General features: G+C 71.7%; 26 protein-coding genes. 20 read left to right on the top strand and 6 right to left on the bottom strand.

From position 1 onward, the window contains the following. Positions 1–1,612, bottom strand: a 1,612-nt coding sequence (locus FGW31_RS12235) for an N-acyl-D-amino-acid deacylase family protein (protein WP_142193443.1), incomplete at its 3' end; no start/stop codon positions are given. 9 nt (positions 1,613–1,621) lie between these two features. Beyond that, on the bottom strand, positions 1,622–2,920 hold the full coding sequence (locus FGW31_RS12230) for an amino acid deaminase (RefSeq protein ID WP_142193442.1): 1,299 nt from the start codon (positions 2,918–2,920) through the stop codon (positions 1,622–1,624). 132 nt (positions 2,921–3,052) lie between these two features. On the opposite strand from FGW31_RS12230, the gene FGW31_RS12225 reads away from it, so the two are divergent. From FGW31_RS12225 to FGW31_RS12205, 5 genes are all read left to right on the top strand, one after another. Next, positions 3,053–4,126, top strand: coding sequence for a sugar kinase (locus tag FGW31_RS12225; RefSeq protein ID WP_142193441.1), 1,074 nt, complete (start codon positions 3,053–3,055; stop codon positions 4,124–4,126). After that, complete coding sequence (locus tag FGW31_RS12220; protein WP_142193440.1) at positions 4,123–4,881, top strand: IclR family transcriptional regulator; 759 nt, start codon at positions 4,123–4,125, stop codon at positions 4,879–4,881. The genes FGW31_RS12225 and FGW31_RS12220 overlap by 4 nt, the downstream gene beginning before the upstream one ends. A gap of 12 nt (positions 4,882–4,893) precedes the next feature. Next, complete coding sequence (locus FGW31_RS12215) at positions 4,894–5,304, top strand: RidA family protein (protein WP_142193439.1); 411 nt, start codon at positions 4,894–4,896, stop codon at positions 5,302–5,304. A 129-nt stretch (positions 5,305–5,433) separates the two neighbouring features. Beyond that, on the top strand, positions 5,434–6,921 hold the full coding sequence (locus FGW31_RS12210; protein ID WP_142193438.1) for a GntP family permease: 1,488 nt from the start codon (positions 5,434–5,436) through the stop codon (positions 6,919–6,921). A gap of 83 nt (positions 6,922–7,004) precedes the next feature. Then, the gene (locus FGW31_RS12205; protein WP_142193437.1) at positions 7,005–7,571 is read left to right on the top strand and encodes a hypothetical protein; all 567 of its coding nucleotides are present in this window, start codon (positions 7,005–7,007) and stop codon (positions 7,569–7,571) included. Positions 7,572–7,710: 139 nt separating this feature from the next. Here FGW31_RS12205 and FGW31_RS12200 read toward each other — a convergent pair whose 3' ends face one another. Further along, on the bottom strand, positions 7,711–8,673 hold the full coding sequence (locus tag FGW31_RS12200; protein WP_142193436.1) for an IS481 family transposase: 963 nt from the start codon (positions 8,671–8,673) through the stop codon (positions 7,711–7,713). Between the two features lie 111 nt (positions 8,674–8,784). Next, positions 8,785–10,122: a M14 family metallopeptidase gene (locus FGW31_RS12195; RefSeq protein ID WP_142193435.1), complete on the bottom strand. Its 1,338-nt coding sequence runs from the start codon at positions 10,120–10,122 to the stop codon at positions 8,785–8,787. A gap of 183 nt (positions 10,123–10,305) precedes the next feature. Here FGW31_RS12195 and FGW31_RS12190 point away from each other — a divergent pair, with 183 nt between their 5' ends. Continuing rightward, positions 10,306–11,628 carry an Nramp family divalent metal transporter gene (locus tag FGW31_RS12190; RefSeq protein WP_142193434.1) on the top strand — a complete coding sequence of 441 codons (1,323 nt, stop codon included), beginning with the start codon at positions 10,306–10,308 and terminating at the stop codon, positions 11,626–11,628. A gap of 72 nt (positions 11,629–11,700) precedes the next feature. On the opposite strand, the gene FGW31_RS12185 is transcribed toward FGW31_RS12190, so the two are convergent. Next, entirely contained in the window at positions 11,701–13,404 is a 1,704-nt protein-coding gene (locus FGW31_RS12185) for a chitinase (RefSeq protein ID WP_142193433.1), read from the bottom strand. 436 nt (positions 13,405–13,840) lie between these two features. Here FGW31_RS12185 and FGW31_RS12180 point away from each other — a divergent pair, with 436 nt between their 5' ends. The 14 genes from FGW31_RS12180 to FGW31_RS12115 all read left to right on the top strand — a co-directional run bounded on the left by FGW31_RS12180 (position 13,841) and on the right by FGW31_RS12115 (position 25,575). Beyond that, the gene (locus FGW31_RS12180) at positions 13,841–14,689 is read left to right on the top strand and encodes a hypothetical protein (RefSeq protein ID WP_161173937.1); all 849 of its coding nucleotides are present in this window, start codon (positions 13,841–13,843) and stop codon (positions 14,687–14,689) included. A 79-nt stretch (positions 14,690–14,768) separates the two neighbouring features. Next, complete coding sequence (gene cpaB / locus FGW31_RS12175; RefSeq protein ID WP_142193432.1) at positions 14,769–15,476, top strand: Flp pilus assembly protein CpaB; 708 nt, start codon at positions 14,769–14,771, stop codon at positions 15,474–15,476. A gap of 9 nt (positions 15,477–15,485) precedes the next feature. After that, complete coding sequence (locus FGW31_RS12170) at positions 15,486–16,739, top strand: AAA family ATPase (RefSeq protein WP_142193431.1); 1,254 nt, start codon at positions 15,486–15,488, stop codon at positions 16,737–16,739. A 256-nt stretch (positions 16,740–16,995) separates the two neighbouring features. Next, complete coding sequence (locus FGW31_RS12165; RefSeq protein WP_233452471.1) at positions 16,996–17,325, top strand: pilus assembly protein; 330 nt, start codon at positions 16,996–16,998, stop codon at positions 17,323–17,325. 1 nt (position 17,326) lies between these two features. After that, positions 17,327–17,683 (top strand): TadE/TadG family type IV pilus assembly protein, encoded by a 357-nt coding sequence (locus FGW31_RS12160; RefSeq protein WP_142193430.1) that lies wholly within the window; start codon positions 17,327–17,329, stop codon positions 17,681–17,683. A 14-nt stretch (positions 17,684–17,697) separates the two neighbouring features. Next, positions 17,698–19,035, top strand: a complete 1,338-nt coding sequence (locus tag FGW31_RS12155) for a CpaF family protein (RefSeq protein WP_142193429.1) — start codon at positions 17,698–17,700, stop codon at positions 19,033–19,035. 13 nt (positions 19,036–19,048) lie between these two features. After that, positions 19,049–19,993, top strand: a complete 945-nt coding sequence (locus FGW31_RS12150) for a type II secretion system F family protein (protein WP_142193428.1) — start codon at positions 19,049–19,051, stop codon at positions 19,991–19,993. A gap of 33 nt (positions 19,994–20,026) precedes the next feature. Next, positions 20,027–20,914, top strand: coding sequence for a DUF5936 domain-containing protein (locus tag FGW31_RS12145; protein WP_142193427.1), 888 nt, complete (start codon positions 20,027–20,029; stop codon positions 20,912–20,914). An 18-nt stretch (positions 20,915–20,932) separates the two neighbouring features. Next, on the top strand, positions 20,933–22,474 hold the full coding sequence (locus tag FGW31_RS12140; protein WP_142193426.1) for a sensor histidine kinase: 1,542 nt from the start codon (positions 20,933–20,935) through the stop codon (positions 22,472–22,474). Continuing rightward, on the top strand, positions 22,471–23,301 hold the full coding sequence (locus FGW31_RS12135; RefSeq protein ID WP_142193425.1) for a response regulator transcription factor: 831 nt from the start codon (positions 22,471–22,473) through the stop codon (positions 23,299–23,301). The genes FGW31_RS12140 and FGW31_RS12135 overlap by 4 nt, the downstream gene beginning before the upstream one ends. A gap of 172 nt (positions 23,302–23,473) precedes the next feature. Next, the gene (locus FGW31_RS12130) at positions 23,474–23,707 is read left to right on the top strand and encodes a hypothetical protein (RefSeq protein ID WP_142193424.1); all 234 of its coding nucleotides are present in this window, start codon (positions 23,474–23,476) and stop codon (positions 23,705–23,707) included. Next, positions 23,704–24,306 (top strand): pilus assembly protein TadG-related protein, encoded by a 603-nt coding sequence (locus FGW31_RS12125; protein WP_142193423.1) that lies wholly within the window; start codon positions 23,704–23,706, stop codon positions 24,304–24,306. The genes FGW31_RS12130 and FGW31_RS12125 overlap by 4 nt, the downstream gene beginning before the upstream one ends. 34 nt (positions 24,307–24,340) lie before the next feature. After that, positions 24,341–24,919 carry a hypothetical protein gene (locus FGW31_RS12120; protein WP_142193422.1) on the top strand — a complete coding sequence of 193 codons (579 nt, stop codon included), beginning with the start codon at positions 24,341–24,343 and terminating at the stop codon, positions 24,917–24,919. Positions 24,920–24,927: 8 nt separating this feature from the next. Then, positions 24,928–25,575: an OmpA family protein gene (locus tag FGW31_RS12115; RefSeq protein ID WP_142193421.1), complete on the top strand. Its 648-nt coding sequence runs from the start codon at positions 24,928–24,930 to the stop codon at positions 25,573–25,575. A gap of 33 nt (positions 25,576–25,608) precedes the next feature. Here FGW31_RS12115 and FGW31_RS12110 read toward each other — a convergent pair whose 3' ends face one another. Continuing rightward, complete coding sequence (locus tag FGW31_RS12110) at positions 25,609–26,289, bottom strand: hypothetical protein (protein ID WP_142193420.1); 681 nt, start codon at positions 26,287–26,289, stop codon at positions 25,609–25,611. Positions 26,290–26,299: the final 10 nt, after the last annotated feature.

Raw genomic sequence — 26,299 nt, 5'->3', positions numbered from 1 at the left:
CCCGCCCCCCCCCCCCCCCCCCCCCCCCCCCCGCCAGTTCGTCCGTGCGCCGCCCGTCCTCGATCACGAACCGCCCGTCGACCAGCACGTGCGGGATGCCCGTCGGCAACGTCCGCGGCTCTGCGAAGGTCGAGCCCGCGGCCACCGTCGCCGGGTCGAACAGCACCAGGTCGGCCCGGTAGCCCTCGCGCACCAGCCCCCGGTCCGGCAGTCGCAGCCGCGCCGCCGGCCGCGAGGTCAGATGCGCCACGCACTCCTCCAGCGACAGCACGCCCAACTCCCGTACGTAGTGCCCGAGGTAGTGCGGGAACGTGCCGTAGGCGCGCGGATGCGGCTTGGCGCCCTGGAGGATGCCGTCCGAGCCGCCGGTGTGCACCCGGTGCCGCATGATCGCCCGCACGTTCTCCTCGTGCCCGACGTGCTGGAGGATCGTCGGCGCCAGCCGGTCCTTCAGCAGCAGCTCACGCGCCACCGCCCAGGGACTCTCGCCGCGCTCCCGCGCCGACTCCAGGACCGTACGGCCCACGTACGCGCCCAGCGCCGGATCGCCGACGCCCGAGATCTCGATCGTCTCCCACTCCACCGGCACGCCGTGGCAGCCGTCCGAGCCGGTGACCTCCAGGTGGTGCCGGATCCGCTCGGCCGTCGCCTCGTCCGCGAGCCGCCGCAGGATCTCCTGCGGACCGCCCTCGCTCGCCCAGCTCGGCAGCAGCGCCACCAGGGTCGTGCAGCCGGGCGTGTACGGGTAGGTGTCGAGGCTGATGTCGGCGCCCGCGTCCAGCGCCGCGTCCAGCAGCGACAGCAGCTCCGGCGCCCGGCCCCTGTTCACGCCGAAGTTCATCGTGGCGTGCGCCAGGTGCAGCGGGCAGCCCGCCTCCCTGGTCAGCGCCACCATCTCCTCGTACGCCTCCAGCGCGCCCGCCCCGTAGGAGCGGTGGTGCGGGCAGTAGTAGCCGCCGTACGACGCCACCACCCGGCACAGCTCGGTCAGTTCGGCGTCCTCGGCGTACATGCCGGGCGTGTACGTCAGCCCCGACGACATGCCGACCGCGCCCTGCTCCATGCCCTCGGCGACCAACTGCCGCATCCGGTCCAGCTCTTCCGGCGTGGCCTCGCGGTCCTCCCAGCCGACGGCGAGCGCGCGGACCGTGCCCTGCGGGATCAGATACGCGGCGTTGACCGCGATGCCCCGGTCGAGGCGGTCCAGGTACTCGCCGACCGTGCGCCAGTCGAAGTCGATGTCGTCGCCGGAGCCGTTCCAGCCGGCGATCGCCCGGCGCACCTCACCGAGCGTGCGGTCGTCGACCGGCGCGTACGACAGCCCGTCCTGGCCGAGCACTTCGAGCGTGACGCCCTGCGCGGCCTTGGCGCTGTGGTCGGGGTCGCGCAGCAGCGCCAGATCGCTGTGGGCGTGCATGTCGATGAAGCCGGGCGCCAGCACCAGACCCTCGGCGTCCAGCTCACGCCGGGCCGTCGGACGCTGGCAGCCCGCGTCCGCCGCCTCCTTCACGATCGAGACGATCCGTCCTCCGTCCACGACCACGTCCGCGCGGTAGGAGGGGTCGCCGGAGCCGTCCACGACGTCCGCGTCCCGGATGACGAGCTCTTCCATGCCGGCCTCCTAGAAGAACGTACGGATGTAGTCGACCACCGTGCCGTCCGCCTCGGCCACGGGGATGAGCACCCATTTGTCGAACGACGTGCACGGGTGGGACAGCCCGAGGCCCACCCAGTCGCCGACCTCCAGATCGGCCTCCCCGGTGGTGCGCAGCCAGGCGTGCTGGTCGGACAGTCCGGTCACCGCGATGCCGTCGGCCGGGCGCTCGGCGCCGTCCCGGCGGACCACCTGGGCGAACGGCAGGTCCAGGTCGTAGGCGGCGTCCCGCTTGCCCGCGTTGGTGAACGCCTGCTCGGCGGAGGGACGGGAGACGACCTGCGTCCACAGCCGGAACGCCGGCTCCAGCGCACCCTCCTCCGGCACCCGGTTGAACGGGGTCAGCTTGCGGTAGTGGCCGTCGTCGTGCGAGACGTACGCTCCCGAACGCAGCAGCTTCAGCACGGGCACGGACAGGTCCGGGAGCCCGTCGAAGACGTCGGCGACCGCGTCGAACCAGGCGCTGCCGCCCGCGCTCACCACGATCTCGTCCAGGCCCGTGAACCGGCCCGCCTCGTCGAAGTCCACGGCGAGCGCCACCAGCCGCCGCAGCCACGCGCGCACCCGCTCGGAGTCCGCCTGCGGCACCTCGCCCTCGTACCCCGCGACCCCGACCAGCCGCAGCCCGCGGGCGTCCGCGACGGCGTCGGCGACGGCCGCGCACTCCGCCTCCGTCCGCACGCCGGTACGCGCACCCTCCCCGGCGGCCAGCTCCACCACCACGTCCACCGGCCGCGAGGCCCCCGCGAGCGCCGCGTCCATCAGCTCCACCCCGCGCACGGAGTCGACGTAGCAGACGAACCGGAAGTCCGGGTCCGCGTCCAGCTCCGCGGCGATCCAGCGCAGGGCCGCCGCGTCCACCAGCTCGTTGGCGAGGAAGACCCGCCGGATCCCGAACGACCGCGCCACCCGCACCTGGTGCGGCACGGCGAGCGTGATGCCCCACGCCCCGTGCTCGATCTGGCGGTGGAAGAGCTGCGGCGCCATGGACGTCTTGCCGTGCGGGGCGAAGGCGAGCCCGTGCCGGGCCGCGTACGTCTCCATCAGCCTCAGGTTGTGCTCCAGGCGCTCGGCGGAGAGCGCGAGCACGGGCGTGGTGAAGCCGCCGGTGAACAGGTTGCGGCGCTGCGCGGCCAGCTCGCCGACGGTCAGCCCCTCGGCGTCCGGCGGGAGGCCCTTGAAGCGGTGGTCGACACGTTCCTCGGTGAGACGGGCGAGGCGGGCGCGGGCGTCGGAGCCGGGGTCGGAGCCGGGGTCGAGGACCATCAGACCTCCCTGATCAGGTGCGTTGCATTTTGTGCAACACGCATTGCGTATATCGCTTAACGCTGTCTAACATCTCGGCCACGCGGGGTCAACGGACACCGCGGCCCCACCGAGACGAGGAGCCCCGCCATCGTGACCGTCACCGGACCCCGCAACGCCCCCGACGTCGTGGACGTCGTCGCGCTCGGCGAGTCCATGGTGACGTTCCTGCCCACCCGGCCCGGCCGCCTCGCCGACGTGCCCTCCTTCGACCGCGGGATCGGCGGCGCCGAGTCCAACGTGGCGTGCATGCTGGCCGCGGCCGGACACACCACCCGGTGGATCAGCCGGGTCGGCGCCGACGGCTTCGGCGACCACCTCCTCGACACCATCGGCGGCCACGGCGTCGACGTGCGGCACGTCCACCGCGACCCGGCCCGCCCGACCGGCATCTACTTCCGCACGGCCGGCGACCGGGCCGGCGACACCCACGAGGTCGCCTACTACCGGGCCGGCTCCGCGGCCTCCGCGATGAGCGCCACCGGAGTGGACCTCGACGCCGTCCACGCCGGACGCGTCCTGCACCTGTCGGGCATCACGGCCGCGCTCTCCGCCGACTGCCTGGCCCTGATGCGCCGGCTGACCGCGCCCGCTCCGGCCCGCCCGCTCGTCTCCTTCGACGTCAACCACCGGCCGGGCCTGTGGCGCGACAGCCCCGGACCCGAGGTCCTGCTGGAACTGGCCCGCGCGGCCGACATCGTCTTCGTCGGCGAGGACGAGGCGGAGGCGGCCTGGGGCATCGACGGCGACCCGTCGGCCCTCCGCGCGGCCCTGCCCGAACCGGACGTCCTGGTCGTCAAGCAGGGAGCACGGGGCGCCGCGGCCTTCGTCCGCACCCCCTCGACGCCCGGCCACGCACCCCGCCCCGCCGCGACCGCCCCCGCCCTCCGCGTCGACGTGGTCGCCACGACCGGCGCCGGCGACGCCTTCGCCGCCGGGTTCCTCTCCGCCACCCTGCGCGGCCTCCCCGTACGGGACCGGATCCGGCACGGACACCTCTGGGCCGCCGCCACCCTCACCGCCCCCGGCGACCTCGCCGCACCCCCCGCCCGCGCCCTCGCCGACCGCCTGGCCGCCCTGGACGACACCGCGTGGGGGAGACTGCGACTCGGCCCCGGCTGGACACAGGCCGACGAAGGGGCCGAGGAGGAGGTACGCACCCCATGAGCCAGACCGTCGACCGCGCACTGAGCATCCTGCCGCTGCTCGCGGAGGGCCCCGCCGACCTCGGGCAGGTCGCCGACCGCCTCGGCGTGCACAAGTCCACGGCCCTGCGCCTGCTGCGCACCCTGCACGAGCACGGCCTGGTCTACCGCCAGTCCGACCAGCGCTACCGCCTCGGCGCCCGCCTCTTCGCCCTCGCCCAGGAGGCGATGGAGAACCTCGACGTCCGCGAGATCGCCCACGCCCACCTCGTACGCCTCAACGAGGAGTGCGGGCACACCGTCCACCTCGCCGTGTACGAGGAGAACGAGGTCCTCTACATCGACAAGGTGGAGAGCCGCTACCCGGTGCGCATGTACTCGCGGATCGGCAAGCCCGTCGCGATCACCGTCGCCGCCGTCGCCAAACTGCTCCTGGCCGACCTGCCCGAACACGAGCGCCGCGCCCTCGCGGAGAAGCTCGACTACCCCATGTACACGTCCCGTTCGACACCCAACCCGGCCGCGTTCCTGCGCGAGCTGGACACGGTGCGCGAACAGGGCTGGGCCACCGACCTCGGCGGCCACGAGGAGTCCATCAACTGCGTCGCCGCGCCGATCCGCGGCGCCGACGGCAAGGTGGTCGCCGCGATGTCGGTCTCCGCGCCGAACGTCGTCGTCACCGCCGACGAACTCCTCACCCTGCTCCCGCTGGTGCGCCGTACCGCGGACGCGATCAGCGGAGAGTACTCCGGCAGAACCCCGGCAGAACTCCAGTAAGGACAGCCCCGCATGACCGAGAAGACCGCCCTCACCCCGAAGACCCACACCACTCCGCCCGCGAAGTTCTCCCACGGCGTGCGCAAGGGGAACATCCTCCAGGTCGCCGGTCAGGTCGGGTTCCTCCCCGCCGAGGACGGCAAGCCGCCGACGCCCGCCGGACCCACCCTGCGCGAGCAGACCCTCCAGACCCTCGCCAACGTCAAGGCGATCCTCGAAGAGGGCGGCGCGAGCTGGGACGACGTGATGATGATCCGCGTCTACCTCACCGACGTCGACCACTTCGCGGAGATGAACGACCTCTACAACACCTACTTCGAGGAGCAGGGCCTCACCCAGCCGCCCGCCGCGCGCACCACCGTCTACGTCGGTCTGCCCGCCGGACTCCTCATCGAGATCGACGCGCTCGCCGTCCTCGGCTGACCCGAGCCCGCCCTCTCACCCAGCCCGCACGCCGTACCCGCCACGGCACGGCGTCCCCCACCCCTCGGGACGCCGTGCCGCGAGCCCCCCTGCCCGAAAGCCCCATGCCCTTACCCAGAGGACCCCCGCATGTCCCATCCGTCCCTCCCGCTCGCCGCGTCCGCACCGGCGGAGACACCACCGCACACCGGTGGACTGCTCCTCCTCCTCGACGGCACCGCCGGTCTGCTGACCGTCGCCGCCATCGGCATCGCGCTCCTGCTCTTCCTGATCATCAAGGTGCGGCTCCAGCCGTTCGTCGCGCTGCTCGGCGTCTCCATAGCCGTCGGCCTGATGGCCGGCCTGTCGGTCACCGAACTCTTCGGCACCGTCCAGCGCTCCGACGCGGTCTCCACCATCGAGTCCGGCATGGGCGGCATCCTCGGCCACGTCGCGATCATCATCGGCCTGGGCACCATGCTCGGCGCGATCCTCGAAGTCAGCGGCGGCGCCGAAGTGCTGGCCGGCCGGCTGCTCGGCCTGTTCGGCGAGAAGCGGGCACCCCTCGCCATGGGCCTCACCGGCCTGATCTTCGGCATCCCGGTCTTCTTCGACGTCGGCATCTTCGTCCTCGCGCCGATCGTGTACGCCGCCGCCAAGCGCTCCGGCAAGTCGATCCTGCTGTACTGCCTGCCGCTGCTCGCCGGCCTCTCCGTCACCCACGCCTTCCTGCCGCCGCACCCGGGCCCGGTGGCCGCCGCCGGACTGCTCCACGTCGACCTCGGCTGGGTCATCCTCATGGGCGTCGTCTGCGGCATCCCCGCCGTCGTGGCCGCGTGGGCCTACTCCGCCTGGATCGGCAAGCGCATCTTCGTCGCCGTGCCGCAGGACATGGTCGAGGCGGCCGAGGAGGCCAAGCAGGCCGTCGTCACCGAACAGCGCGCCTCCGGCGTGGAACCGCGGGAGACGCCGGTGCCGCTCGGCACGGTCCTCGGCATCATCGGCACGCCGCTGGTCCTGATCCTCGCGGCGACGTTCTCCTCCATCGCCCTGGACCCCTCCACCCTCCGCTCGGTCATCGAGTTCTTCGGCCACCCCTTCGTGGCGCTCACCCTCGCCCTGTTCCTCGCCTACTACCTGCTGGGCATCCGGCGCGGCTGGTCCCGCAAGTCCCTGGAGACCGTCTCCACGTCCTCGCTGAAGCCGGTCGGCAACATCCTGCTGGTGGTCGGCGCGGGCGGCGTGTTCGGCGCGGTCCTCAAGGCCAGCGGCGTCGCCCAGGCGCTCTCGGACACCTTCAACGACGTCGGCCTGCCGGTGATCGTGCTGTCGTACCTGATCTCCGTGGTGCTGCGGGTCGCGCAGGGCTCGGCGACCGTGGCGATCGTGACGACGGCGGGCATCGTCGCGCCGCTGCTCGCCGAGGGCGACCACTCGCAGGCGTTCGTGGCGCTCGTCATCATGGCCATCTCGGCGGGCTCCATCTTCGCCTCGCACGTCAACGACGGCGGGTTCTGGATGGTCGCCAAGTACTTCGGCATCAGCGAGCGGGACACGCTCAGGACGTGGACGGTGCTGGAGAGCGTGCTGTCCGTGGCCGGGTTCGTGGTCGCCGCGGCGCTCAGCCTGGTCGTGTGAGCCGTGGTGCTCGTGTAGGCGTCCGATAACGAAGTCGGGGCCGACTGTGTCCGGCACAGGTTTGTCGGCCATACTCCTGCGGTGTGGAGCAGCGCATAGGTTCGAGCAGCCAGCCCCTGGAAGGCGCCGGGTTCGACCCGGCCTTCATCCCCGGGCTCACCTCACCCGCGTCCGGCCGGGAGGAGGACACGAAGGCGGAGGAACCGCAGGACAAGGCGACCGCGGCGGAACCGGAGGAGGACACCTCCGAGGAGGCCGCCGTCGCCTCCGGGGCGGAGGAGTCCGCTCCCGAGGAGGAGACGGCGGCCCCCGACGGGCCCGTCTTCGAGGCGTCCGACCGCCGCGCCGCGATCGTCGCCGACCACAGCGGCGTCCGGCTGCGCCTGGACGACCAGGAGTGCGAGTTCCGGTGGGACGAGATCGGCGCGGTGGAGACGGAGACCGCCCGCTTCGGCAAGCGCTGGACGGTCACCGTCCACACCCCGGACCGCCGCTGGTACCCGCTGGAGATCGAGGCCCCGTCCAGGAGCCGGTTCGCCGAGTGGGACGCCGGTCTCGACGCGGTCCTGGACGAGTACTTCGAGGACGAGGCCGACAAGTCCCCGGAGCCGGACGAGGCGACGGCCGGCACCGGGGACGACACCGAGTAACGCGGACCGGGGTCCGTCGTTCGGATCGGCCCGGCCAGTGAGGTGCGGTGCCCTCCCGGCCGGCCCGAGCGGGGTCGGAAGCGCGTGCCGCACCCCGCGACCCCGGGACGATCCGAACGACAGGCGCTGACGGCAGGCCCTAGCTGTGCTGTCCGGACAGGTTGGTGACGCGGCTGGCGGGTGTCTGGCCGTCGATGCCGGTGTGGGGTCGGCGGTAGTTGTACCAGTCCAGCCAGTCGGGAAACGTGGCCTGGCGTTCGCGGTCTGAGGTGTAGGGCCGCTGGTAGGCCCACTCCTCGAGCAGGGTGCGGTGGAAGCGTTCGACTTTGCCGTTGGTCTGCGGCCGCCAGGGCCTCGTCCAGCGGGGGCTGATGCCCAGCTCGTGGCAGGTCTGGCGCCAGGTGTTCTTGGTGTAGGCCCAGGCGTTGTCGGTCAGGACCCGCTCAATGGTGATGCCGCGTGCGGCGAACCAGGCGGTTGCTCGTCGTAGGAAGGCTGCGCAGGTGGAGGCCTTCTCGTCGGGGAGGTCCTCGGTGTAGGCGAGGCGGGTGGGGTCGTCCAGGGCGGTGTGCAGGTAGGCGTATCCGGTGCCGGTGCGGCGGTTCTGGTTGGCCCGGCCGGCTGCGCGGCCGAGGGCCTTGTGGCCGCCGCCGTCGGGGATGCGGCCGAGCTTCTTGACGTCGATGTGGACCAGTTCGCCGGGCCGGGTGCGTTCGTAGCGGCGTACGGGTTCGCCGGTGGCGCGGTCGGTGGCGGCCAGTTGCGGCAGGCCGTGGCGGACGAGGATGCGGGGGGCGGGGGAGGCGGCGATACCGGCACGGGCGGCCAGACGCAGCGGACCGATGCGGGGCTCGCGCCGCAGCCGCAGGACTTGCTGTTCGACCCGGGCGGGCGTCTGGCGTGGGCTGTGGTGCGGGCGGCTGGAGCGGTCGTGCATGCCGGCCGCGCCCAGCTGCCGGTAGCGGCTCGCCCAGCGTGCGGCGGTGGTGTGGCTGACCTGGAAGCGTTCCGCGGCCCGCCGCAGCGGCCGCCCGTCGTCCACGACACACCGGGCCAGACGCAGCCTCCCGGTCGGCGGCAGCGGGGCATTACGGTGGGACACGAGGGCCTCCTGAGCTTCGGCGGTAGATGTCGCAATCCACACCGAACCCAGAAGGCCCTCACCTGTTCAAGCACCCAGCACGCGTGTCACCAACGTCCCGGGACAGCACACCTAGCGGCAGTACTGGGCCTCCTTGCCGATGGAGCGGTACATGCAGTCGGCGTTCTCCAGGAGGTGCAGGACGGCGTCCCGGTTGCGGGACGTCTCCCGCTCGATGACCTCGTCGGGCGGGTAGAAGCCGCCGCCGGAGCTGGAGCCCGGGTACATCTCGAAGGTGTAGCCGAAGATCTTGTGCGTGCCCCACAGGTAGTCGTCGATCGACCCGTCCGTGATGTACAGGTCGCTGGACTGCTGGGGCGTGTAGCCGTTGCTGGCCGCCATCTTCTGGCCCACCGCCTTGAACGCGGCGTAGTCGTCGGCCGTCATCCCGGTCGTGGTGTCCGAGTAGGTGTAGCCGAACGGCCACAGCACCAGCTCGCTGTAGGTGTGGAAGTCCACGCCGGCCTTGATCTGCTGCACCCCGCCGACGACCCGGCTGCGCACGAAGTTCGCCACGACCTTCACCTCGGTCGCGGACTCCGCGGCGGAACCGCGGTAGGTGTCGGAGGACGGCGAGCCGGAGGAGCCGCCGCAGCAGCCCCAGCGGTAGGCCCAGTTGCGGTTCAGGTCGGTGCCGACGTACGAGGAACCGGAGTTGGGCTGGCGGTTCTTGCGCCAGGAGCGGTAGGAGCCGGAGGCGATGTCGTACTCGCCGCCGTCCGGGTTGAGGTCCGGGATGATCCAGATCTCCCGGCCGTTCACCATGTCGGTGATCCGGGCGTCGCTGCTGTACCCGGCGCCGAGTTCGCGCAGCAGGTAGAGCGCCATCTCCACCGTCAGGTGCTCACGGGCGTGCTGGTGGTGGGTGAACAGGACCTCGGGCTCGCTCTCGTCGCTCGCCACGTTGTCGCTGATCTTGATGGCGACGATGTCCCGGCCCTGGTAGGACTTGCCGATCACCCGCTTGCTCATGATGGTCGGGTACGCCGCCAGCCGCTGGTCGATCTCCGCGGTCATCTCGGCGTAGTTGTGGTAGCGGGAGTCGGCCGAGGGGAAGTCGTACAGCCGCGTGCCGTCGGCGGCGGACGAGCGGTCGGGCGCGGAGCCCAACGGCGTGACCTCGAAGCCCTGTTGGCGCAGCGCGCGGATCTGGTCGGCCCGCCCGGAGACCACCACGGTCTCCTCGTCGGCCTCGTCCACGGTGACGCCGGAGCGCTGGATGGCCGTGCGGGTCACGGGAGTGGTGCGCTGGTGGATCTCGTACTGGCGGACGTCCTCGGCCGAGGCGGCGGGGCGGTCGGCGCTGTCCGCGCCGGCCTGGGTGGCCGTCAGGGACAGCGGTGCCGCGAGGGCGAGGGCGAGGAGTGCGGCGAGCGCGGTGGAGCGTCTGCCGCGGATGCGGAGTCGCATGAAGGCTCCTTGTGGGAGGTGGGGGTGGTTCATGACGACGTGCGTGGTGCGGTGCGGACATCCTCAATGGGTGACATGGCCGGGTCAAGGTGTGGGTTCCGGCCGCACTCGGGCAGGTGCATCCGGTGAAGATCCCCGCATGCCCTCTTGTACGAGCGGCACCCATGGGCTTACTTGACCTGCATGGCGGACACCACAGGAAACACCCAGGACACCGGAGCAGCGGGCGGCTCCGGCCTCCACCCGCGCAAGTCCAGCTGGCGCCACATCGGGCCCGGCATCGTCGTCGCGGCCACCGGTGTGGGCGCCGGCGACCTCGTCGCCACCCTCATCGCGGGCAGCAACTTCGGCTACACACTGCTGTGGGCCGCGATCATCGGCTGCCTCGTCAAGATCTCCCTCGCCGAGGCGTGCGGCCGCTGGCACCTGTCCACCGGACGCACCCTGTTCGACGGCTGGGCGAGCCTCGGCAGCTGGACGACCTGGTTCTTCGCCGTGTACGCGGTGATCTGGGGCTTCGTCTACGGCGCCGCGGCGATGTCGTCCAGCGCCCTGCCCCTGCACGCCCTCTTCCCCGACGTCATGGACCTCGAATGGTGGGGCATCGCCAGCGGTCTGGTCGGCCTGGTCTTCGTCTGGTTCAACAAGTACGCCGTCTTCGAGAAGGTCATGACGGTCCTGGTCGGCGTCATGTTCGTGGTGACGGTCTACCTGGCCGTCCGGGTCACGCCCAACCTCGGTGACGCCTTCGCCGGCCTGCTGCCGGTCCTGCCCGACGAGAAGGACTCGGTCCTCAACACCCTCGGCCTGATCGGCGGCGTCGGCGGCACCATCACGCTGGCCGCGTACGGCTACTGGGTCAACGCCAAGGGCTGGACGAACACCGGCTGGATGAAGATCATGCGCCTGGACAACCGGGTCGCCTACGCCACCACCGGACTCTTCGTCATCGCGATGCTGTTCGTCGGCGCCGAGCTGCTGCACTCGGCGAACATCGCGATCGCCAGCGGCGACAAGGGCCTGGTCCAGCTCGGCGACATCCTGGAGGACGAGTACGGCACGGCGACCGGCAAGCTGTTCCTGATCGGCTTCTTCGCCACCTCCTTCACCTCCCTGATCGGTGTCTGGCACGGCGTGAGCCTGATGTTCGCCGACTTCCTGGCCCGGCGGCGGGGCGAGCGGGAGGCGCGCGGCGACGAGCTGGCCTCCGGCCGCCGCGAACGCTCCTGGGCGTTCCGCGCCTACCTGCTCTGGCTCACCTTCCCGCCGATGATCCTGCTCTTCCAGGGCCAGCCCTTCCGCCTGATCATCATCTACGGCGTCCTCGGCGCCGCCTTCATGCCGTTCCTCGCCCTCACCCTGATGTGGCTGCTCAACTCCGCCCGCACCCCGCGCGAGTGGCGCAACGGCTGGCTGAGCAACGGCATGCTGGCCGTCGCGGGCCTGCTCTTCCTGGTGCTGTGCGTCAAGCAGATCTGGGACCAGCCGTGGTCGGAGTTCTTCTGACCCGGCCCGCACCGGCACGCAGACCGCCCCTGTCCACGGCACCGTGGACAGGGGCGGCGGCCGTTCAGCGGGTCACGGCAGGTTGTGCACGTGCGGGCCCACCGCGTTGGACCAGGCGTTGCCGGCCGTCGCGTCCCAGTTGGTGGACCAGGTCATCGCGCCCCGCAGGTCCGGGTAGGTCCTGGAGGGCTTGAAGGTGCCGCAGTTCGTGCCCTTCGTCAGGCAGTCCAGGGCGTTGTTCACCACGGACGGGGAGACGTAGCCGCTGCCCGCGCCCCGGGTCGACGCCGGCAGGCCCAGGCCCACCTGCGACGGGTCCAGTCCGCCCTCCAGCTGGATGCAGGCGAGCGCGGTCAGGAAGTCCACCGAGCCCTGGCTGTAGACCTTGCCGTCACAGCCCAGCATGGATCCGCTGTTGTAGTACTGCATGTTGACGACCGTGAGGATGTCCTTCACGTTCAGCGCGGTCCGGAAGTACGAGCCGGACGTCGACTGCATGTCGATCGTCTGCGGCGCCATCGTCAGGATCATCGACGGGCCCGCCTTCGCCGACAGCGACCGCAGTGCCTGCGTCATGTAGGTGGCGTTGAGGCCGTTCTCCAGGTCGATGTCGACGCCGTCGAAGCCGTACTCCTGCATCAGCGCGTACACGGAGTTCGCGAAGTTGGTGGCCGAGGCGGAGTCGTTCACCGCGACGGTGCCCTTCTCGCCGCCGACCGAGATGATGACCTTCTTCCCGGCGGCCTGCTTGGCGCGGACGTCCGCCTTGAACTGGTCGACGGTGTAGCCGTTCAGTCCGGCGGTGTCCAGGTTGAAGGTGACCGCTCCGGGCGTCGCGGTGGCGTCCGCGAAGGCGACGGCGATGATGTCGTACTGGTCCGGGACGTCGGAGATCTTCTGCACGGCCGCGCCGTTGTTGAAGTTCTGCCAGTAGCCGGTCACCGCGTGCCGGGGCAGGTCGCGGCCTCCGCCGTCGCCGCCGTCCGCGGTCCGGGCCGTCACCGCCGCGGACGTGGCCGACTCGCCCGCCGCGTTGGTCGCGGCCACCCGGAAGGAGTAGGAGGTGGCGGCCGCGAGGCCGGTCACCGTCGCCGAGGTGCCCGTCACGGCGGTCACCTTCGTGCCGTCCCGGTAGACGGTGTAACCGGTCGCGCCGGACACCGCGTTCCAGGTCAGCGACACCGACGAGGACGTCGTCCCGGAGACGGCGAGCCCGCCCGGGACGGCCGGGACGGTGGGCTCCTGGTCACCGCCGCCGCCCCCGTCCGGCCCGAGAACCGACACGTCGTCCACGTAGTACGCCGACTGCCCGTACCAGCCGTGCGTGTAGACCGTCACCGAGGTGGTGGAGGAACCGGTGGTGAAGCTCGTCGACAGCTGCTTCCAGCTGCCGGAGTCCGGGGTCCAAGTCGACACGTCCGTGCCGCCGGTGCCGGTCACGCCCAGGTAGGCGTAGCCGCCCTGCACCCAGCCGCTCAGCCGGTACGTGGAGTTCGGCTTCACCGCGACGGTCTGGGAGCAGCGGGCGTTGTCCTGCCCGGACGGTGTGGCGCGGAGCGCGGCCGTGCCGCCGTGCACCGGCGAGGAGACGGTGGTGCCGCTGTTCGCCGAGCAGGTCCAGTTGCTCAGACCCGACTCGAAGCCGGCGTTCTTGGCGTTGTTGACGTCGGCCGCGGACGCCTGGCCGGCGCCGGCGAGCGTGAGGGCGAGGGCGGAGACGAGGGCGCCGGCCCAGACGCGTCTGCCGCGGCCGGGCGTTCGGGATGCGCGGTCCACTGGGGCCTCCGGTGGGGGAGAGGGGAGAGGAAGGAACGACGGTGGCCACCGTTGGAGGACAAGGTGGTCCAGACCAATAGGCTTGTCAATGGGTCCAGACCAAAAACGCCCGGCACACACGGGAGTAGGCCCGCGTCCCCCAGGGAAACGTGGGCCCGAGGGCTCGAAGCGGGGTCCGGCGTCAAGCCGGTGCACAAGATCCACACCTGCGGGTCCGGATCGAGACCGACGAGATGATCGACCTGCCCCGGTTTGGCGCGCCTTGTGCACCAGGAGTTGCCGTCCGGCTGCCCCAACGCTGTTCTCCGGCCACGGACCCGCGGATACAGTGCTGAGGTAGTCACGCAGTGAAGTCACCAGGGTGCATCGGAGTAACGCCCGGTGGACCGTCGGGCATGGGGAGAACGGGGAGCCGCGCGTGCCAACTGCCATTGCCGTGACCAGCGCAGACATGGCGCTGCCGGCGCAGGACGAACGGACCCTGCCCGCCGTGGTGCTCCGGGACGTCGACACCCGCCCGCTCGAACAGGTCCTGGCCGAGCTGCAGTTGCTCGTCGAGCAGCACGGCCACGTCATCGTCGTCTGCTCCCGGGCCACCCCCACCGCCGTCCGGCGCCGCCTGCACACCCTGCGCTCCCTGCTGGAGAGCGACCGGATAGCCCTCTTCCGCCCCGACCTGCCGCCCCTCGGACTGGCCGTCCTGGTGCGGCAGTTGCGCCAGCTCGCCTCCTGCGACCTCAGCCCCGGCGTCCTCGCCTCCGCCGGACGCCTGCTCACCCACTACCTCCACTGCGGTGCGCTGCTCGGCTCCGTCGCCCGCCTCGACCGGGTCCCGGTCGACCTCAAGCAGCACGCCCGCTCCTGGATGCCCGGCAGCCAGTTCGCCGTACTCGCCCACCCGCAGCCGCAACTGGTCCGCCTCGGCCCCGGAACCTCCCTCGACGGCCCCGAGTTCGGCACCTGGATGCTCGTCGCCAAGGGCCAGTTCCAGTCCGACTGGGTCACCGCCACCCTGGCGCCGTCCTGGAAGGTGCAGGGCCTGCGCGAGAGTCCGCTTCCGGCCGAATCCCCGACCTGGTGGGGCACCGGCAGACTGATCGAGTTCTGCACCTATCTGCCCGACCTGTCCGTCCTGTATCAGCTGGTCACGTCCGTGCGGCGGAGCACCTGCCACTGGTGCGGCATCGACGTCATCGGCGACCGCTGCGTGTTCTGTTCGGCCACACCACCCGGCCAGGACGCACCACCCGGCAGCCCGGCCGGGAACCGGGCGGCCGTCGGGTGAGTCCCGCACCACGCCCGGCCCACCGCCCGGCACCGCCCCCGCCCGCTCGACCGATATCCCCGATGAGGTTGTACGGTTCATGAACTCCCGTCAGCGCCGCGGCGTGATACTCCTGCTCCTGTCGGTCCTGTGCGCCCTCGGCGCCTTCGCCGGCGTGCTCTCCGTCATCGACGACGTGGAGTCCAAGGTCGGCCCCGAGGTCACCGCGTACCGGCTGAAATCCGATGTCGCGCCCTACACTCCGCTCAGCAGGGGCCAGTTCGAGAAGATCTCGATGCCCGAGCGGTGGCTGTCCGAGAACGCGGTGACCGATCTGCGGGAGATCCAGGACAAGATCGCCGTCACCACGCTGCGCGAGGGCTCCCTGCTCCAGAGCGACATGGTCGTCGACCAGCCCGCACTCCGGCCCGGACAGCAGGAGGTCGCCATCATGATCGACGCGGCGACCGGCGTCGCCGGCAAGATCACACCGGGCTCCACGGTCAACGTGTACGCCACGTTCGAGGGTCAGCGGGAGGGCGACCCCGCCCAGTCCAAGATCATCGTGACGAACGCCAAGGTCCTCGACGTCGGCCGGCTCACCGCCCTGAAGCCCGACGAGGACGACCCCGGCCGCGAAGCCACCGACGCCGTCCCGATCACCTTCGCGCTGTCCACCATCGACGCCCAGCGCATCACCTACGCCGAGTCGTTCGCCCAGCGGGTCCGGCTGGCGCTGGTCGCGCCCGGAGGCGACACCACCGTCCCGGAGCAGGACCGGACCTACGAACTCGCGAAGGACAAGTGAGAGGCCCGCATGCCCACGAGGATCCTCCCGGCAGTCGGCGACGCGGACGCCGTCCGGTCCATCACCACACTGCTCAGCCAGCTCCCGGACGCCGAGCCGGTGGCTCCGGTGGCCGACTCCACCCAGCTCGTCGACACCCTCGCGCGCCTGGCCGCCGAGTCCGTCGACGAGCTGCCCGAGGTCGTGGTCGTGCACGAGCGGATCGGCCCCGTGCCCGCGCTGGAGCTGATCCGCGAAGTCGCCCTGCGCTTCCCGTCCGTCGGCGTCATCCTCGTCACCTCCGACGCGAGCCCCGGCCTGTTCCAGGCCGCCATGGACTACGGCGCCCGCGGCCTGGTCGCCCTGCCGCTCGGCTACGAGGAACTCGCCAGCCGCGTCCAGGCCGTCGCCCAGTGGTCCGTCGGCGTACGCCGCCATCTGAGCTCCGGCGGCGACGTGTTCACCGGCGCCGGCGGCACCGTCGTCACCGTCAGCGGCGCCAAGGGCGGCGTCGGCGCGACCCTCACCGCGATCCAGCTGGCCCTCGCCGCGCAGGCGTCCGGCCGCAGCACCGCCCTGGTCGACATGGACCTCCAGACCGGCGACATCGCCTCCTACCTGGACGTCCAGTTCCGCCGCTCCGTGGTCGACCTCGCCGCCATCACCGACATCTCGCCGCGCGTCCTGGCCGACGCCGTCTTCCGGCACGACACCGGCGTCGCCCTGCTCCTCGCACCCGGCGAGGGCGAACGCGGCGAGGACGTCACCGACCGCGCCGCCCGCCAGATCGTCAGCGCCCTGCGCTCCCGCTACGACGTCGTCGTCATCGACTGCGGCGCCCAGCTCGGCGGGGCGGGCGCGGCGGCCGTGGAGATGGCCGACACGGCGCTGCTGGTCACCACACCCGACGTGATCGCCGTGCGGGGCGCCAAGCGGGCCGTGCGGATGTGGGACCGGCTGCAGATCCGCAAGGCCGAGGAGACCACGGTGGTGATCAACCGGCACACCCGGTCCACGGAGATCCAGCCCCCGCTCATCCGGAAGATCACCGGCACGGCGGTGGCGGCCACCACGATCCCCGCCCACTTCAAGGAACTCCAGGGCGTCGTGGACGCCGGCCGCGTCCACGAACTGGAGAGCAGGAGCACGGTCAAGCAGGCCCTGTGGGGCCTGGCCGGCGAACTCGGCCTGGTCAAGGCGGCCGAGGGCGCCCACAGGACGGGCCGGCTGCGCGGCGACCGCGGCGCGGTGAGCTTCCGGCGACGCAAGGACGCGGGGGGATGACATGACGGCGGTACACAGGCCCCGGGACCGGGGGCGGACGGCGGTACCAGGACGGCTCGACCGGGGGCCGAAGGCGGTACGGCGGTCCTGCGACCGGGGACGGGCGGCGGTCCGGCGCTTCCGCGAGCGGGAGCGGACGGCGGCACCCGGACCGCTCGACCGGAGGCGGACGGCGGCACGCGGGCTCTGCGTCCAGGAGCTGACGGTGGCACGGGAGGCCCGCGACCGGGGCCAGGTCACCGTCGAGTTCCTCGGCATGACGCCGACGATCCTGGTGACGCTGGTGGTCCTGTGGCAGCTCGTCCTCGTGGGGTACACGTTCACCCTTGCGGGGAATGCTGCGGACGAGGCCGTACGGGCGGCCACCGCGGCGGCGCCCGGCGCGCGCCAGGGAGCCTGCCAGGAGGCCGGGCTCGACAAGCTGTCGGGGGCGTGGGCAGGGGGAGCGACGGTGAACTGCGCGACGGCAGGCGGCTTCGTCACCGCCGACGTGGAACTGAGCGTGCCCCTCCTCTTCCCGGGCACCCTCTCCGTCCCGTTCGACGTGAAGGGCCACGCGGGCGCGGTCGAGGAGGAGACGGACTGACATGCCGTACCGCCGCAGCCGCCGCGACCGCGGACAGGTCGCCCTCGAATACCTCGGCTTCCTGCCCGTCCTGCTGATCGTCGCCATGGCCGCCGTACAGCTCGGCCTGATCGCCTACACCGCCCAGCAGGCCGGCACCGCCGCCCGCGCCGCGGCCCGCAGCGCCTCCCTCGACCAGGCCTACGGCTCAGCCTGCACCGCCGCCGTCAGCGCCTGGCTCGCCGACGGCACCTCCTGCGAGGGCAGCCCCGGCGGCGACGAGGTCACCGTCACCGCGACCGTCGACATCCCCTCGATCGTGCCGGGCTGGGACTTCGGCCCGGCCCGCAAGACCGCCACGATGCCGCTCGACCACTGAGGAGCACCGGACTCATGAGCCTGCGGGCACGCATCAACTCCCCCGAGGAGACGGCCGGACGCGGCGAGGACGGCCACCTGGTCGCCTCCTACCGCGCCAAACTCCTGGAGGAGATCGACCTCGCGGAGATGAGTGCGCTGGCCGCGGCCGAACGCCGGGCCCGCCTGGAACGCGTCCTCGGCCACATCATCAGCCGCGAGGGCCCCGTCCTGTCCACCGTCGAACGCTCCCAGCTGATCCGCAGGGTCGTCGACGAGGCACTGGGCCTCGGCATCCTCGAGCCGCTGCTGGAGGACGCGTCGATCACCGAGATCATGGTGAACGGCCCCGACGCGATCTTCGTGGAGCGCGGCGGCCGGGTCGAACAGCTGCCGATGCGGTTCGCCTCCAACGAGCAGCTCATGCAGACCATCGAACGCATCGTCTCCACCGTCAACCGCCGCGTCGACGAGTCCAACCCCATGGTCGACGCCCGCCTCCCGTCCGGCGAACGCGTCAACGTCATCATCCCGCCGCTGTCCCTGACCGGCGCCACCCTCACCATCCGCCGCTTCCCCCGCTCCTTCACCCTCCAGGAGCTCATCGGCCTCGGCTCGCTCGACGAGCACATGCTCTACCTGCTCGCCGGCCTGGTGCAGGCCCGCTTCAACATCATCGTCTCCGGCGCCACCGGCACCGGCAAGACCACCCTCCTCAACGCCCTCTCCGGCCTGATCCCGGCCGGCGAACGCATCATCACCATCGAGGACTCCGCCGAACTCCAGCTCCAGCAGCCGCACGTCATCCGCCTGGAGTCCCGCCCGCCGAACGTCGAGGGCAAGGGCCGGGTCACCATCCGCGACCTGGTGCGCAACTCCCTGCGCATGCGCCCCGACCGCATCGTCGTCGGCGAGGTCCGCGGCGGCGAGTCCCTCGACATGCTCCAGGCCATGTCCACCGGCCACGACGGCTCCCTCGCCACCGTCCACGCCAACAGCGCCGAGGACGCGCTGATGCGCCTGCAGACCCTCGCCTCCATGTCCGACGTGGAGATCCCCTTCGTCGCCCTGCACGACCAGATCAACAGCGCCGTCGACGTCATCGTCCAGCTCACCCGCTTCGCCGACGGCGCCCGCCGCATCACCGAGATCGCCCTGCTGGAGAGCCACGGCGGCGAGCCGTACCGGCTGGCCACCGTCGCCCGCTTCAACGCCCGGCCGATGACCGCCGACGGCCGCGTCCACGGCACCTACACCCACCACCCGCTGCCGCGCCGCACCGCCGACCGCCTCTACATGGCGAGCCAGCCCGTCCCGCAGGCGTTCGGCGTCGCCCACTCCTCCGACCAGCTCGCCACCCGAGAAGCCAGCTAGGAACCCGACCCCCATGGATCTGCAGAACCTGATCACGCTGACCACCGGCATCGCACTGCTGACGTGCGTGCTCGCCGTCGTCGGCGTGCACACCTACGCCGCCGGCCGGGCACAGCGGCAGGCGCTGGTGGACCGGCTGACCGCCACCGGCCAGATCCCCGTCACCGGCCGCCGGCGCCACTTCCCCACCCTGGACCGCCGCCTGCGCCGCACCGAACTCGGCCGCAAGCTGGAACTGCGCCTGCTGGCCACCGGCCTGGACATCACACCCGGCGAGTTCACCGCCGCCATGGCCGCCACGGTCGCCGGCCTCTGGCTGGTCGGGCAGGCCGCCCTCGCCCCGTTCTTCGGCCCGATCGCCGGCCTGCTCGGCGCGTGGGCCGCCCTGCAGTTCCTCAACTGGCAGCGCCAGAAACGCATCGAGAAGTTCATCAACCAGCTTCCCGAACTCGCCCGCATCCTCGCCAACGCCACCCAGGCCGGCCTCGCCCTGCGCACCGCCATCGGCATGGCGGCGGAGGAACTGGAGGCCCCGGCCGGCGAGGAACTCGCCAAGGTCGCCAACCAGCTGGCCGTCGGCGCCTCGATGGACGACGCGCTCGGCGAACTCGCCGACCGCCTCCCCTCCCGCGAACTCGTCGTCCTCGTCACCACGCTGGTGCTGTCCAACCGCGCCGGCGGCCAGGTGGTGAGCGCCCTGCGCAACCTCACGGAGACCCTGGAGGAACGCAAGGAGACCCGGCGTGAGGTACGCACCCAGCTCTCCCAGGTCAGCATGACCTCCTACGCCGTCCCCGTCCTCGGCATCGGCTCGCTGTTCCTGATGAACGGCGTGAAGGACGGCGCCCTGGAACGCATGACCGGCTCACCCGCCGGCCAACTGGCCGTGATCATCGCGTTCGCCCTGTACGCCGTCGGCTTCGTCCTCATCCGCCGACTGTCCCGCATCGACGTCTGAACAGCCGCACCGGCAGAGGAGGAAACGACCGACATGGCACTCGTGCTCGCACTGCTCATGGGCCTCGCCGTCTTCGGCGTCTTCGCCGGCGTCCGCATGTACCGGGCCGAGGCGAAACTCCCCGGCGACCTGATGCTCGCCCTGGAGGTCGGCTCCACCCGCACCGGCGCGGTCGACTCCCTCATCGACCGCATGGGCATGCGCTACGCGCCCGCCGTGCTGCGCCTCATGGGCCCCAAGCAGGTCGCCAAGTACCGCCGCAAGATCGACCTGGCGGGCAACCCGGGCGGCCTCACCATCGACCGCTACGCCGCCCGCCGCGCCGTCTACGGCGCCCTCGGATGCACCGGCTTCCTGGTCTTCCTGATGCGCGGCCAGCTCTTCGTGGCGCTGCTGCTGCTCGCCTTCGGCGCGTTCTGGACGGAGGTCGGCATCTGGTCGGCGATCCGCATCCGCAAGGACGTCATCGAACGCACCCTGCCCGACTTCCTGGACGTCCTGGCCGTCGTGGTCAGCGCCGGCCTCGGCTTCCGCCAGGCCCTGGACCGGGTCGCGTCCCGGTACGAGGGCCCGTGGGCGGACGAACTGCGCATCACCCTGCGCCAGATGGACCTGGGCATGAGCCGCCGCCAGGCGTTCGCGGAACTGCGCCGCCGCAACGACTCCGAACAGGTGACGATGTTCGTCACGGCGCTGCAGCAGGGCGAGGAACTGGGCGCGCCCATCGTCGACACGCTGGTGTCGCTGGCCCGGGACATGCGCCGCACGGACGCGCAGAACGCCCGCCGCAAGGCGGCCCGCGCCGTCCCCAAGGCCACCATGATGATCACCACGTTCATGGTGCCGGCCACGATGATCCTCCTCGGCGCCGGCCTGATCCTCGGCTCCGGCATCGACTTCGGCGCGGTCACGGGCGAGTAGGGCGGAGGGCCGGCTGCGATGACGACGACCGGGGAACGCGCGCGGCTGTTCCGCCGCCCCGCGAGGTCCGCCGAGATCACCACCCCGCCCGCGGGCACCGTCCTGCCGGACTACGCGCGGACGGGCGCCCCGGACGTCCCGGTGACGACGGTGACCCCGGCGCTGCCTCCGGGATGGGAACCGGCCGTCCCGGCGACCGCCGCCGCCCCGCCCCCACCGGCCCCGCCCGCACCCGCCGACACACCGCACCCCGCCACACCGGCCCACAACCCCCCTCCCGCCGACACCCCGGCACACCCCCCGCACCCCGCACCGGCTCCCGACGTCCAGATCCAGGTCAACGCCCTCCAGGCGCTGTGCCGTCAGGTCTTCGGCTTCCGCCTCGCGATGATCGCCCTCGCCGCCCCCGCCGCCCTCCTCAACGCCGGCCCCGGCTGGGGCACCCGACTCGTCGGCAGCGCCGTCGTCGTCACCTTCATGGCGTCCTACGTCCTCTTCCGCGACTGGGAGCGCTTCGGCCCGCTCCTCCTGCGCCACCCCACGCTCCTCGCCGTCGACACCCTGTTCGGCGCGCTGCTCCTCGTCTCCGCCGGCCCGGACACCACGCTCGCCTACGTCAGCGTCTGCACCCCGCTCCTGGCGGGCCTGGTCTACGGCTGGCGCGGCGCGGCCGTCTTCGCCTCCCTCCAGGGCCTGATCCTCCTCCTCGTCCACGCCACCCTGGAGGACACCCGGGCGGGCCCGGCGGAGACCCTGCTGCTGCCCGGCCTGTGCGTCATCGCCGGTGCCGTCGGCTCCAGCCTGCGCAACCTGATGCTCCGCCTCGGCACGGCCACCCAGGCCCTGACCACCGTCCAGGCCCGCCTGGCCGTCACCGAGGCGGTCGGCGCCGAACGGGCCCGGCTCGCCCGGGAGATGCACGACTCGGTGGCGAAGACCCTGCACGGCGTCGCCCTGGCAGCCGACGGCCTGGCCGCACGCGCCGGCTCCGACCGCATGGACCCGGCCGTGATCAGGCAGCAGGCCGACCTCGTCGCCCGCTCGGCCCGCCGCGCCGCCGCCGAGTCCCGCGAACTCCTCGCCGACCTGCGCCGCGAGTCGGACCCGGACCACGGCACCGACGTCCTGGTGGAACTCGCCGCCCGCACCCGTGACTTCAGCACCCGCACCGGTCTCGCCGCGACCTACCGCCCGACGGGCGACGACACGGTCCCGCCGGTCCCGCCGGCCGTGGCCCGCCAGCTCCTCACCATCGCCGCGGAAGCCATGGAGAACGCCCACCGGCACGCCGGCCCCACCCGGGTCGACGTCAGTGCGGGCGTCCACGGCGGCCTGCTGCGCATCAGCGTCCACGACGACGGCCGCGGCCTCCCGCCCGGCACCAGCCTCGAACAGCTCCGCAGGGCCGGCCACTTCGGGCTGGTCGGCATGGTGGAGCGGGCGGCCTCGGTCGGTGCCCGCATCCGCATCGGCCGGGGCTCCCACACCAGCGGCACGGAGGTCCGGCTGGAACTGCCGCTGGCGGCCGTGACGACGACACCTCCCACGGAGGCCACGTGACGAACACACCGCCGACCCCCTTCGAGAACGTGCCGCCGCCCGCCCCGCTGCGGGTGGTGGTGGCCGACGACAACCCGGTGGTCCGGGCCGGCCTGACCGCCCTGCTCACCGGCCGCGAGGACATCACGGTCGTGGCGGAGGCCGCGGACGGCCGCGAGGCCTGCGAGGCGGCCCGCGACCACCGCCCCGACGTGGTCCTCCTGGACGTCCGCATGCCGCAGGTGGACGGCCTCTCGGCGTTGCCGTACCTGGTGGGGATCGCGCCGGTCATGATGCTGACGTACAGCAGGGAGTCGGAGATCGTCCAGGAGGCCCTGCGCCGGGGAGCGGGCGGCTACCTGGTCCACGGCGAGTTCACGGCCGACCAGCTGGTGACGGCGGTGCGCGACGTCCGGGAGGGCAGGGCCCACTTCACCTCGACGGCCGCCGGTGCGTTGCTGGAGCAACTTCGCCGCGAACCGTCACCTGAACGGCCCCTTCCGGAAAACCTGGGTGGCCTGAATGCAACTCGCGCTGATTTTAAGGGATTCGAGCCTCGCCCCGCCTACCCTTCGCCTACTTCTGCGGAAAACCTTTCGCGATTGCAATCGCCTGTGGCACAGTCTTACCGGTCGGGGTACCAACTCAGCACGAGGGAGGCGGAAATCATGGACCTCATCGCGTCCGGCATGAACAACCAGCAGATCGCCGCCACCTGCTTCATCAGCGAGAAGACGGTCAAGAACCACATCAACCGCATCTTCGCCAAGCTCCACAGCACCAGCCGCGCCGAAGCCGCAGCGAAGTGGCTGGGCACGGCACCGGGCCCGGGCCGAGGGGCGGGGTGACGTCCGGTGACCACACGGGGAACGAGGACATGGGCGAGGACATGGGCCCGCCGATGGGCCCGAATTTGGGCCCAGGGACCCTCCGGGGAAGGGCGTGGCCGGTCGTACGGTGCAGACGTCGAAAGCGGCCTCACGAAGAAGACCGCCACCGCGTCAGCCGGAGGGGAACACCATGAGCGACCTGATGCTGAAGACCGCCGTCGTGACCAAGGTCCGCGTCAACGGCTGGAAGAACACCACGGTCGAGGCCATGCAGCGCCGCAACGCCGACAAGGGCCAGACCGCGGTCGAGTACCTGGGCATCATCGCGGTGGTGGTGCTGATCGTCCTCGCCATCACCGGCACGAACATCGGCCAGACCATTCTCGGCAAGATCCAGGCGCAGATCGCCAAGGTCGCTCCTTGAGGCGTATCCGCTCGTACGGCGACGCAGGGCAGGCATTCCCCATCTACATCACGGTGGTGGGGGGCCTGCTCTTCCTTGCGTTCGCCTACTTCGCGGTCGGCCAGGCCGCGGCGAACCGGAACGACGCGCAGACGGCCGCCGACGCCGCCGCGCTCGCCGCGGCTCAGGACAAGCGGGACCAACTCGCGGGCGCGTGGGTGCAGAACCTCCTCGATCCGGCCGAGTGGCAGGACGTCTTCGACGGTGAAGCAGAAGGACTCGGCCTGTCGTGCCTGCGTGCGGACCAGTTGGCGGCGCGGAACGATGCCACCGTGCTGAGCTGCGCCCCGGACGGACTGCTGGGCTACACGGTCGAGGTCGAGACCAACAAGCCCGTCGGGGAATCCATCGTCCCGGGCACGGAGCAGCGGAAGTCCAACGCGACGGCCACCGCCGTGATCGAGCCGCGCTGCGCGTTCAAGCTTCCGGCCGAGGACGCCGGGGACGACGTGCTGCCCCTGCTCACCTGCAAGGGGCGGGAGTGGGACCTGGACCCGAAGGGGCCCGCCGAACTCCTCCCCGACCCCGAGGACCTGTTCGACGTCCATCTGGCCGACTGACAAGCGAATGACGAGTGATGAAGGAAGCGGAGAGATGAGCATTCGGATCACTGCGAAGGCCCGCAGGGGGATGGTCGCACTGACAGCTGTGGCCGGTCTGGCCCTCGGAGTGGCCGGCTGCGGCGGCGGGGACGACGACAAGAAGCCGCAGTCGTCGGCTTCCGAGTCGAAGGACCGGGGATCGAACCCGAGTGCTCAGGAGCAGGAGGCAGAGACGCCCCTGGCCGAACTGCGCGGTACGGACGGGCTGCTTCTCCAGATCACCTCGGCCGAACGCGATGCGGGCGGATTCATCACGGTGAACGGCACCGTGAAGAACGACGGGGCCGAATCGGTGGTCGTTCCGCCGCAGACAAGCGGTGACGAGACGGAGGTCATCAAGCACGGTCCGTCCCTCGGTGGCGCCACCCTCGTGGATTCCAAGGGGAAGAAGCGCTACTACGTGTTGCGTGACACGGACGGCCGACCGCTCACGACAACCGGTCTCGGCAATCTCGAAGCGGGACAAACCCTGCCGGTCTTCATGCAGTTCCCGGCTCCGCCGGCCGACACGGCAGAGGTCGACCTCCAGGTACCGACCTTCTCCAGCGGCACGATCAAGATCTCCGGATGAGGCCGGCCATGACCCGTACCCCGACCCGACAGGTGCCCCCGCGCCTTGCCCTGGTCCTCTCGGCCGCCACGGTCATGGTCGCCACGAACCTCTACGGTGCGGCGACCGCGCACGCGGAGGACGGTCCCAGCGTCCCGCCGGGCACCGAGGCGTCCGCGTCGGCGCCCGTCGAGGTCGACCCGAACGACCCCGACCTCAAGCTGCCCGAGGGGGCCACTCTCACGGAGCCCAAGGTCCTCGACATCAAATCCGTCGTCGAGGACCAGAGCGGTGACGAGCGGCGCGAGGACACCAACTCGGACGTGAAGTTCGCGCTCCAGGCGGAGGTGTTGTTCGGCAAGGACAGTGCCAGGCTGAGCGCCGCGGCCAAGTCCCGGATCGCCGCGATCGCGCAGGAGATCAAGACGCAGAACGCCACGCGGATCCGCGTGTTCGGCTTCACCGACGACCTCGGCTCCTCCGCCCACGGCGACGTCCTGTCCCGCAAACGCGCCAACGCCGTGCACGGCGTCCTCCAGCAGGAGCTGAACGACGCCGACCTCACCTACGAGGTCCGCGGTTACGGCGAGCAGTACCCGATCGCGGACAACTCCACGGAGGCCGGCCGGAAGAAGAACCGCAGGGTGGAGATCTCCTTCCCGCGGTCGGGGAGCTGAGGCACGGCGGGGCGGGGCGACGGGGCGGGCGGGTCACTGGATGACGCGGGGCAGCCCCGGCTTCAGGGTGCCGTCGGGGTCGTCCCGGTCCACCCGCCAGACGGTGACGGCGCTGCCGGACGGGCAGCAGGTGGCGTCGGTCCGCCGGTGCCAGCTCTCGTGGGCGATGACCTGGCCGGGGTCCAGGAGGACGCTGACGAAACTGCTGGCCTGTCCGCCGATGTACTGCTGCGGGGTGACCGTGCCCACGTGACGCAGCCGTCCCTCCTCGCTGCTGAACACCACATAGGCCCAGGCGAGCCGGCCGCTGGCCGTCTGCCCGCCCGTGTCGCAGCCGACGAGGAGCGCTGCCTCGGTGCGGGAGTCCCCGACGACGTCGCCGTAGACGACATCGTCCGGGTGGTGCTCGGCGTGGACCGTGCCGTGGGTGTCGGAGTGCGCCGTGGCCTCACCGTCGGTGAAGGTGATGGGGTCGGGGATGTCGCAGAAGTCGCCGGGCACGGCCAGGCGCGCCCAGTCGAGGTCGTGCAGGTCGTCGGGTGCGCTCCCCGGTCCGGCGTCCGCGGGCGGTGCGGCCGGCGGCGGTTCGGACGTCTCGGTGTACGAGGACGGCGCGGCGCGCGGCACCTTCGGGTCGGGCGTGGGTGACGAGCAGCCCACGCCGCAGGCGAGCACGAGCACGGTCGTGCCGAGGTACGTCGGGAGTCGGCGCACGGTGTCCTCC

This window comes from Streptomyces calvus (assembly GCF_006782915.1).
GTDB lineage: Bacteria > Actinomycetota > Actinomycetes > Streptomycetales > Streptomycetaceae > Streptomyces > Streptomyces calvus.
This window is presented reverse-complemented; position numbering and strand designations above follow the sequence as displayed.

Bases quoted from the DNA above. Each gene is read 5' to 3' on its own strand.
- FGW31_RS12230 (WP_142193442.1), bottom strand. From the start codon at position 2,920: ATGGTCCTCGACCCCGGCTCCGACCCCGGCTCCGACGCCCGCGCCCGC.
- FGW31_RS12220 (WP_142193440.1), top strand. From the start codon at position 4,123: ATGAGCCAGACCGTCGACCGCGCACTGAGCATCCTGCCGCTGCTCGCG.
- FGW31_RS12215 (WP_142193439.1), top strand. From the start codon at position 4,894: ATGACCGAGAAGACCGCCCTCACCCCGAAGACCCACACCACTCCGCCC.
- FGW31_RS12210 (WP_142193438.1), top strand. From the start codon at position 5,434: ATGTCCCATCCGTCCCTCCCGCTCGCCGCGTCCGCACCGGCGGAGACA.
- FGW31_RS12195 (WP_142193435.1), bottom strand. From the start codon at position 10,122: ATGCGACTCCGCATCCGCGGCAGACGCTCCACCGCGCTCGCCGCACTC.
- FGW31_RS12190 (WP_142193434.1), top strand. From the start codon at position 10,306: ATGGCGGACACCACAGGAAACACCCAGGACACCGGAGCAGCGGGCGGC.
- cpaB (WP_142193432.1), top strand. From the start codon at position 14,769: ATGAACTCCCGTCAGCGCCGCGGCGTGATACTCCTGCTCCTGTCGGTC.
- FGW31_RS12170 (WP_142193431.1), top strand. From the start codon at position 15,486: ATGCCCACGAGGATCCTCCCGGCAGTCGGCGACGCGGACGCCGTCCGG.
- FGW31_RS12165 (WP_233452471.1), top strand. From the start codon at position 16,996: ATGACGCCGACGATCCTGGTGACGCTGGTGGTCCTGTGGCAGCTCGTC.
- FGW31_RS12160 (WP_142193430.1), top strand. From the start codon at position 17,327: ATGCCGTACCGCCGCAGCCGCCGCGACCGCGGACAGGTCGCCCTCGAA.
- FGW31_RS12155 (WP_142193429.1), top strand. From the start codon at position 17,698: ATGAGCCTGCGGGCACGCATCAACTCCCCCGAGGAGACGGCCGGACGC.
- FGW31_RS12150 (WP_142193428.1), top strand. From the start codon at position 19,049: ATGGATCTGCAGAACCTGATCACGCTGACCACCGGCATCGCACTGCTG.
- FGW31_RS12145 (WP_142193427.1), top strand. From the start codon at position 20,027: ATGGCACTCGTGCTCGCACTGCTCATGGGCCTCGCCGTCTTCGGCGTC.
- FGW31_RS12140 (WP_142193426.1), top strand. From the start codon at position 20,933: ATGACGACGACCGGGGAACGCGCGCGGCTGTTCCGCCGCCCCGCGAGG.
- FGW31_RS12130 (WP_142193424.1), top strand. From the start codon at position 23,474: ATGAGCGACCTGATGCTGAAGACCGCCGTCGTGACCAAGGTCCGCGTC.
- FGW31_RS12120 (WP_142193422.1), top strand. From the start codon at position 24,341: ATGAGCATTCGGATCACTGCGAAGGCCCGCAGGGGGATGGTCGCACTG.
- FGW31_RS12115 (WP_142193421.1), top strand. From the start codon at position 24,928: ATGACCCGTACCCCGACCCGACAGGTGCCCCCGCGCCTTGCCCTGGTC.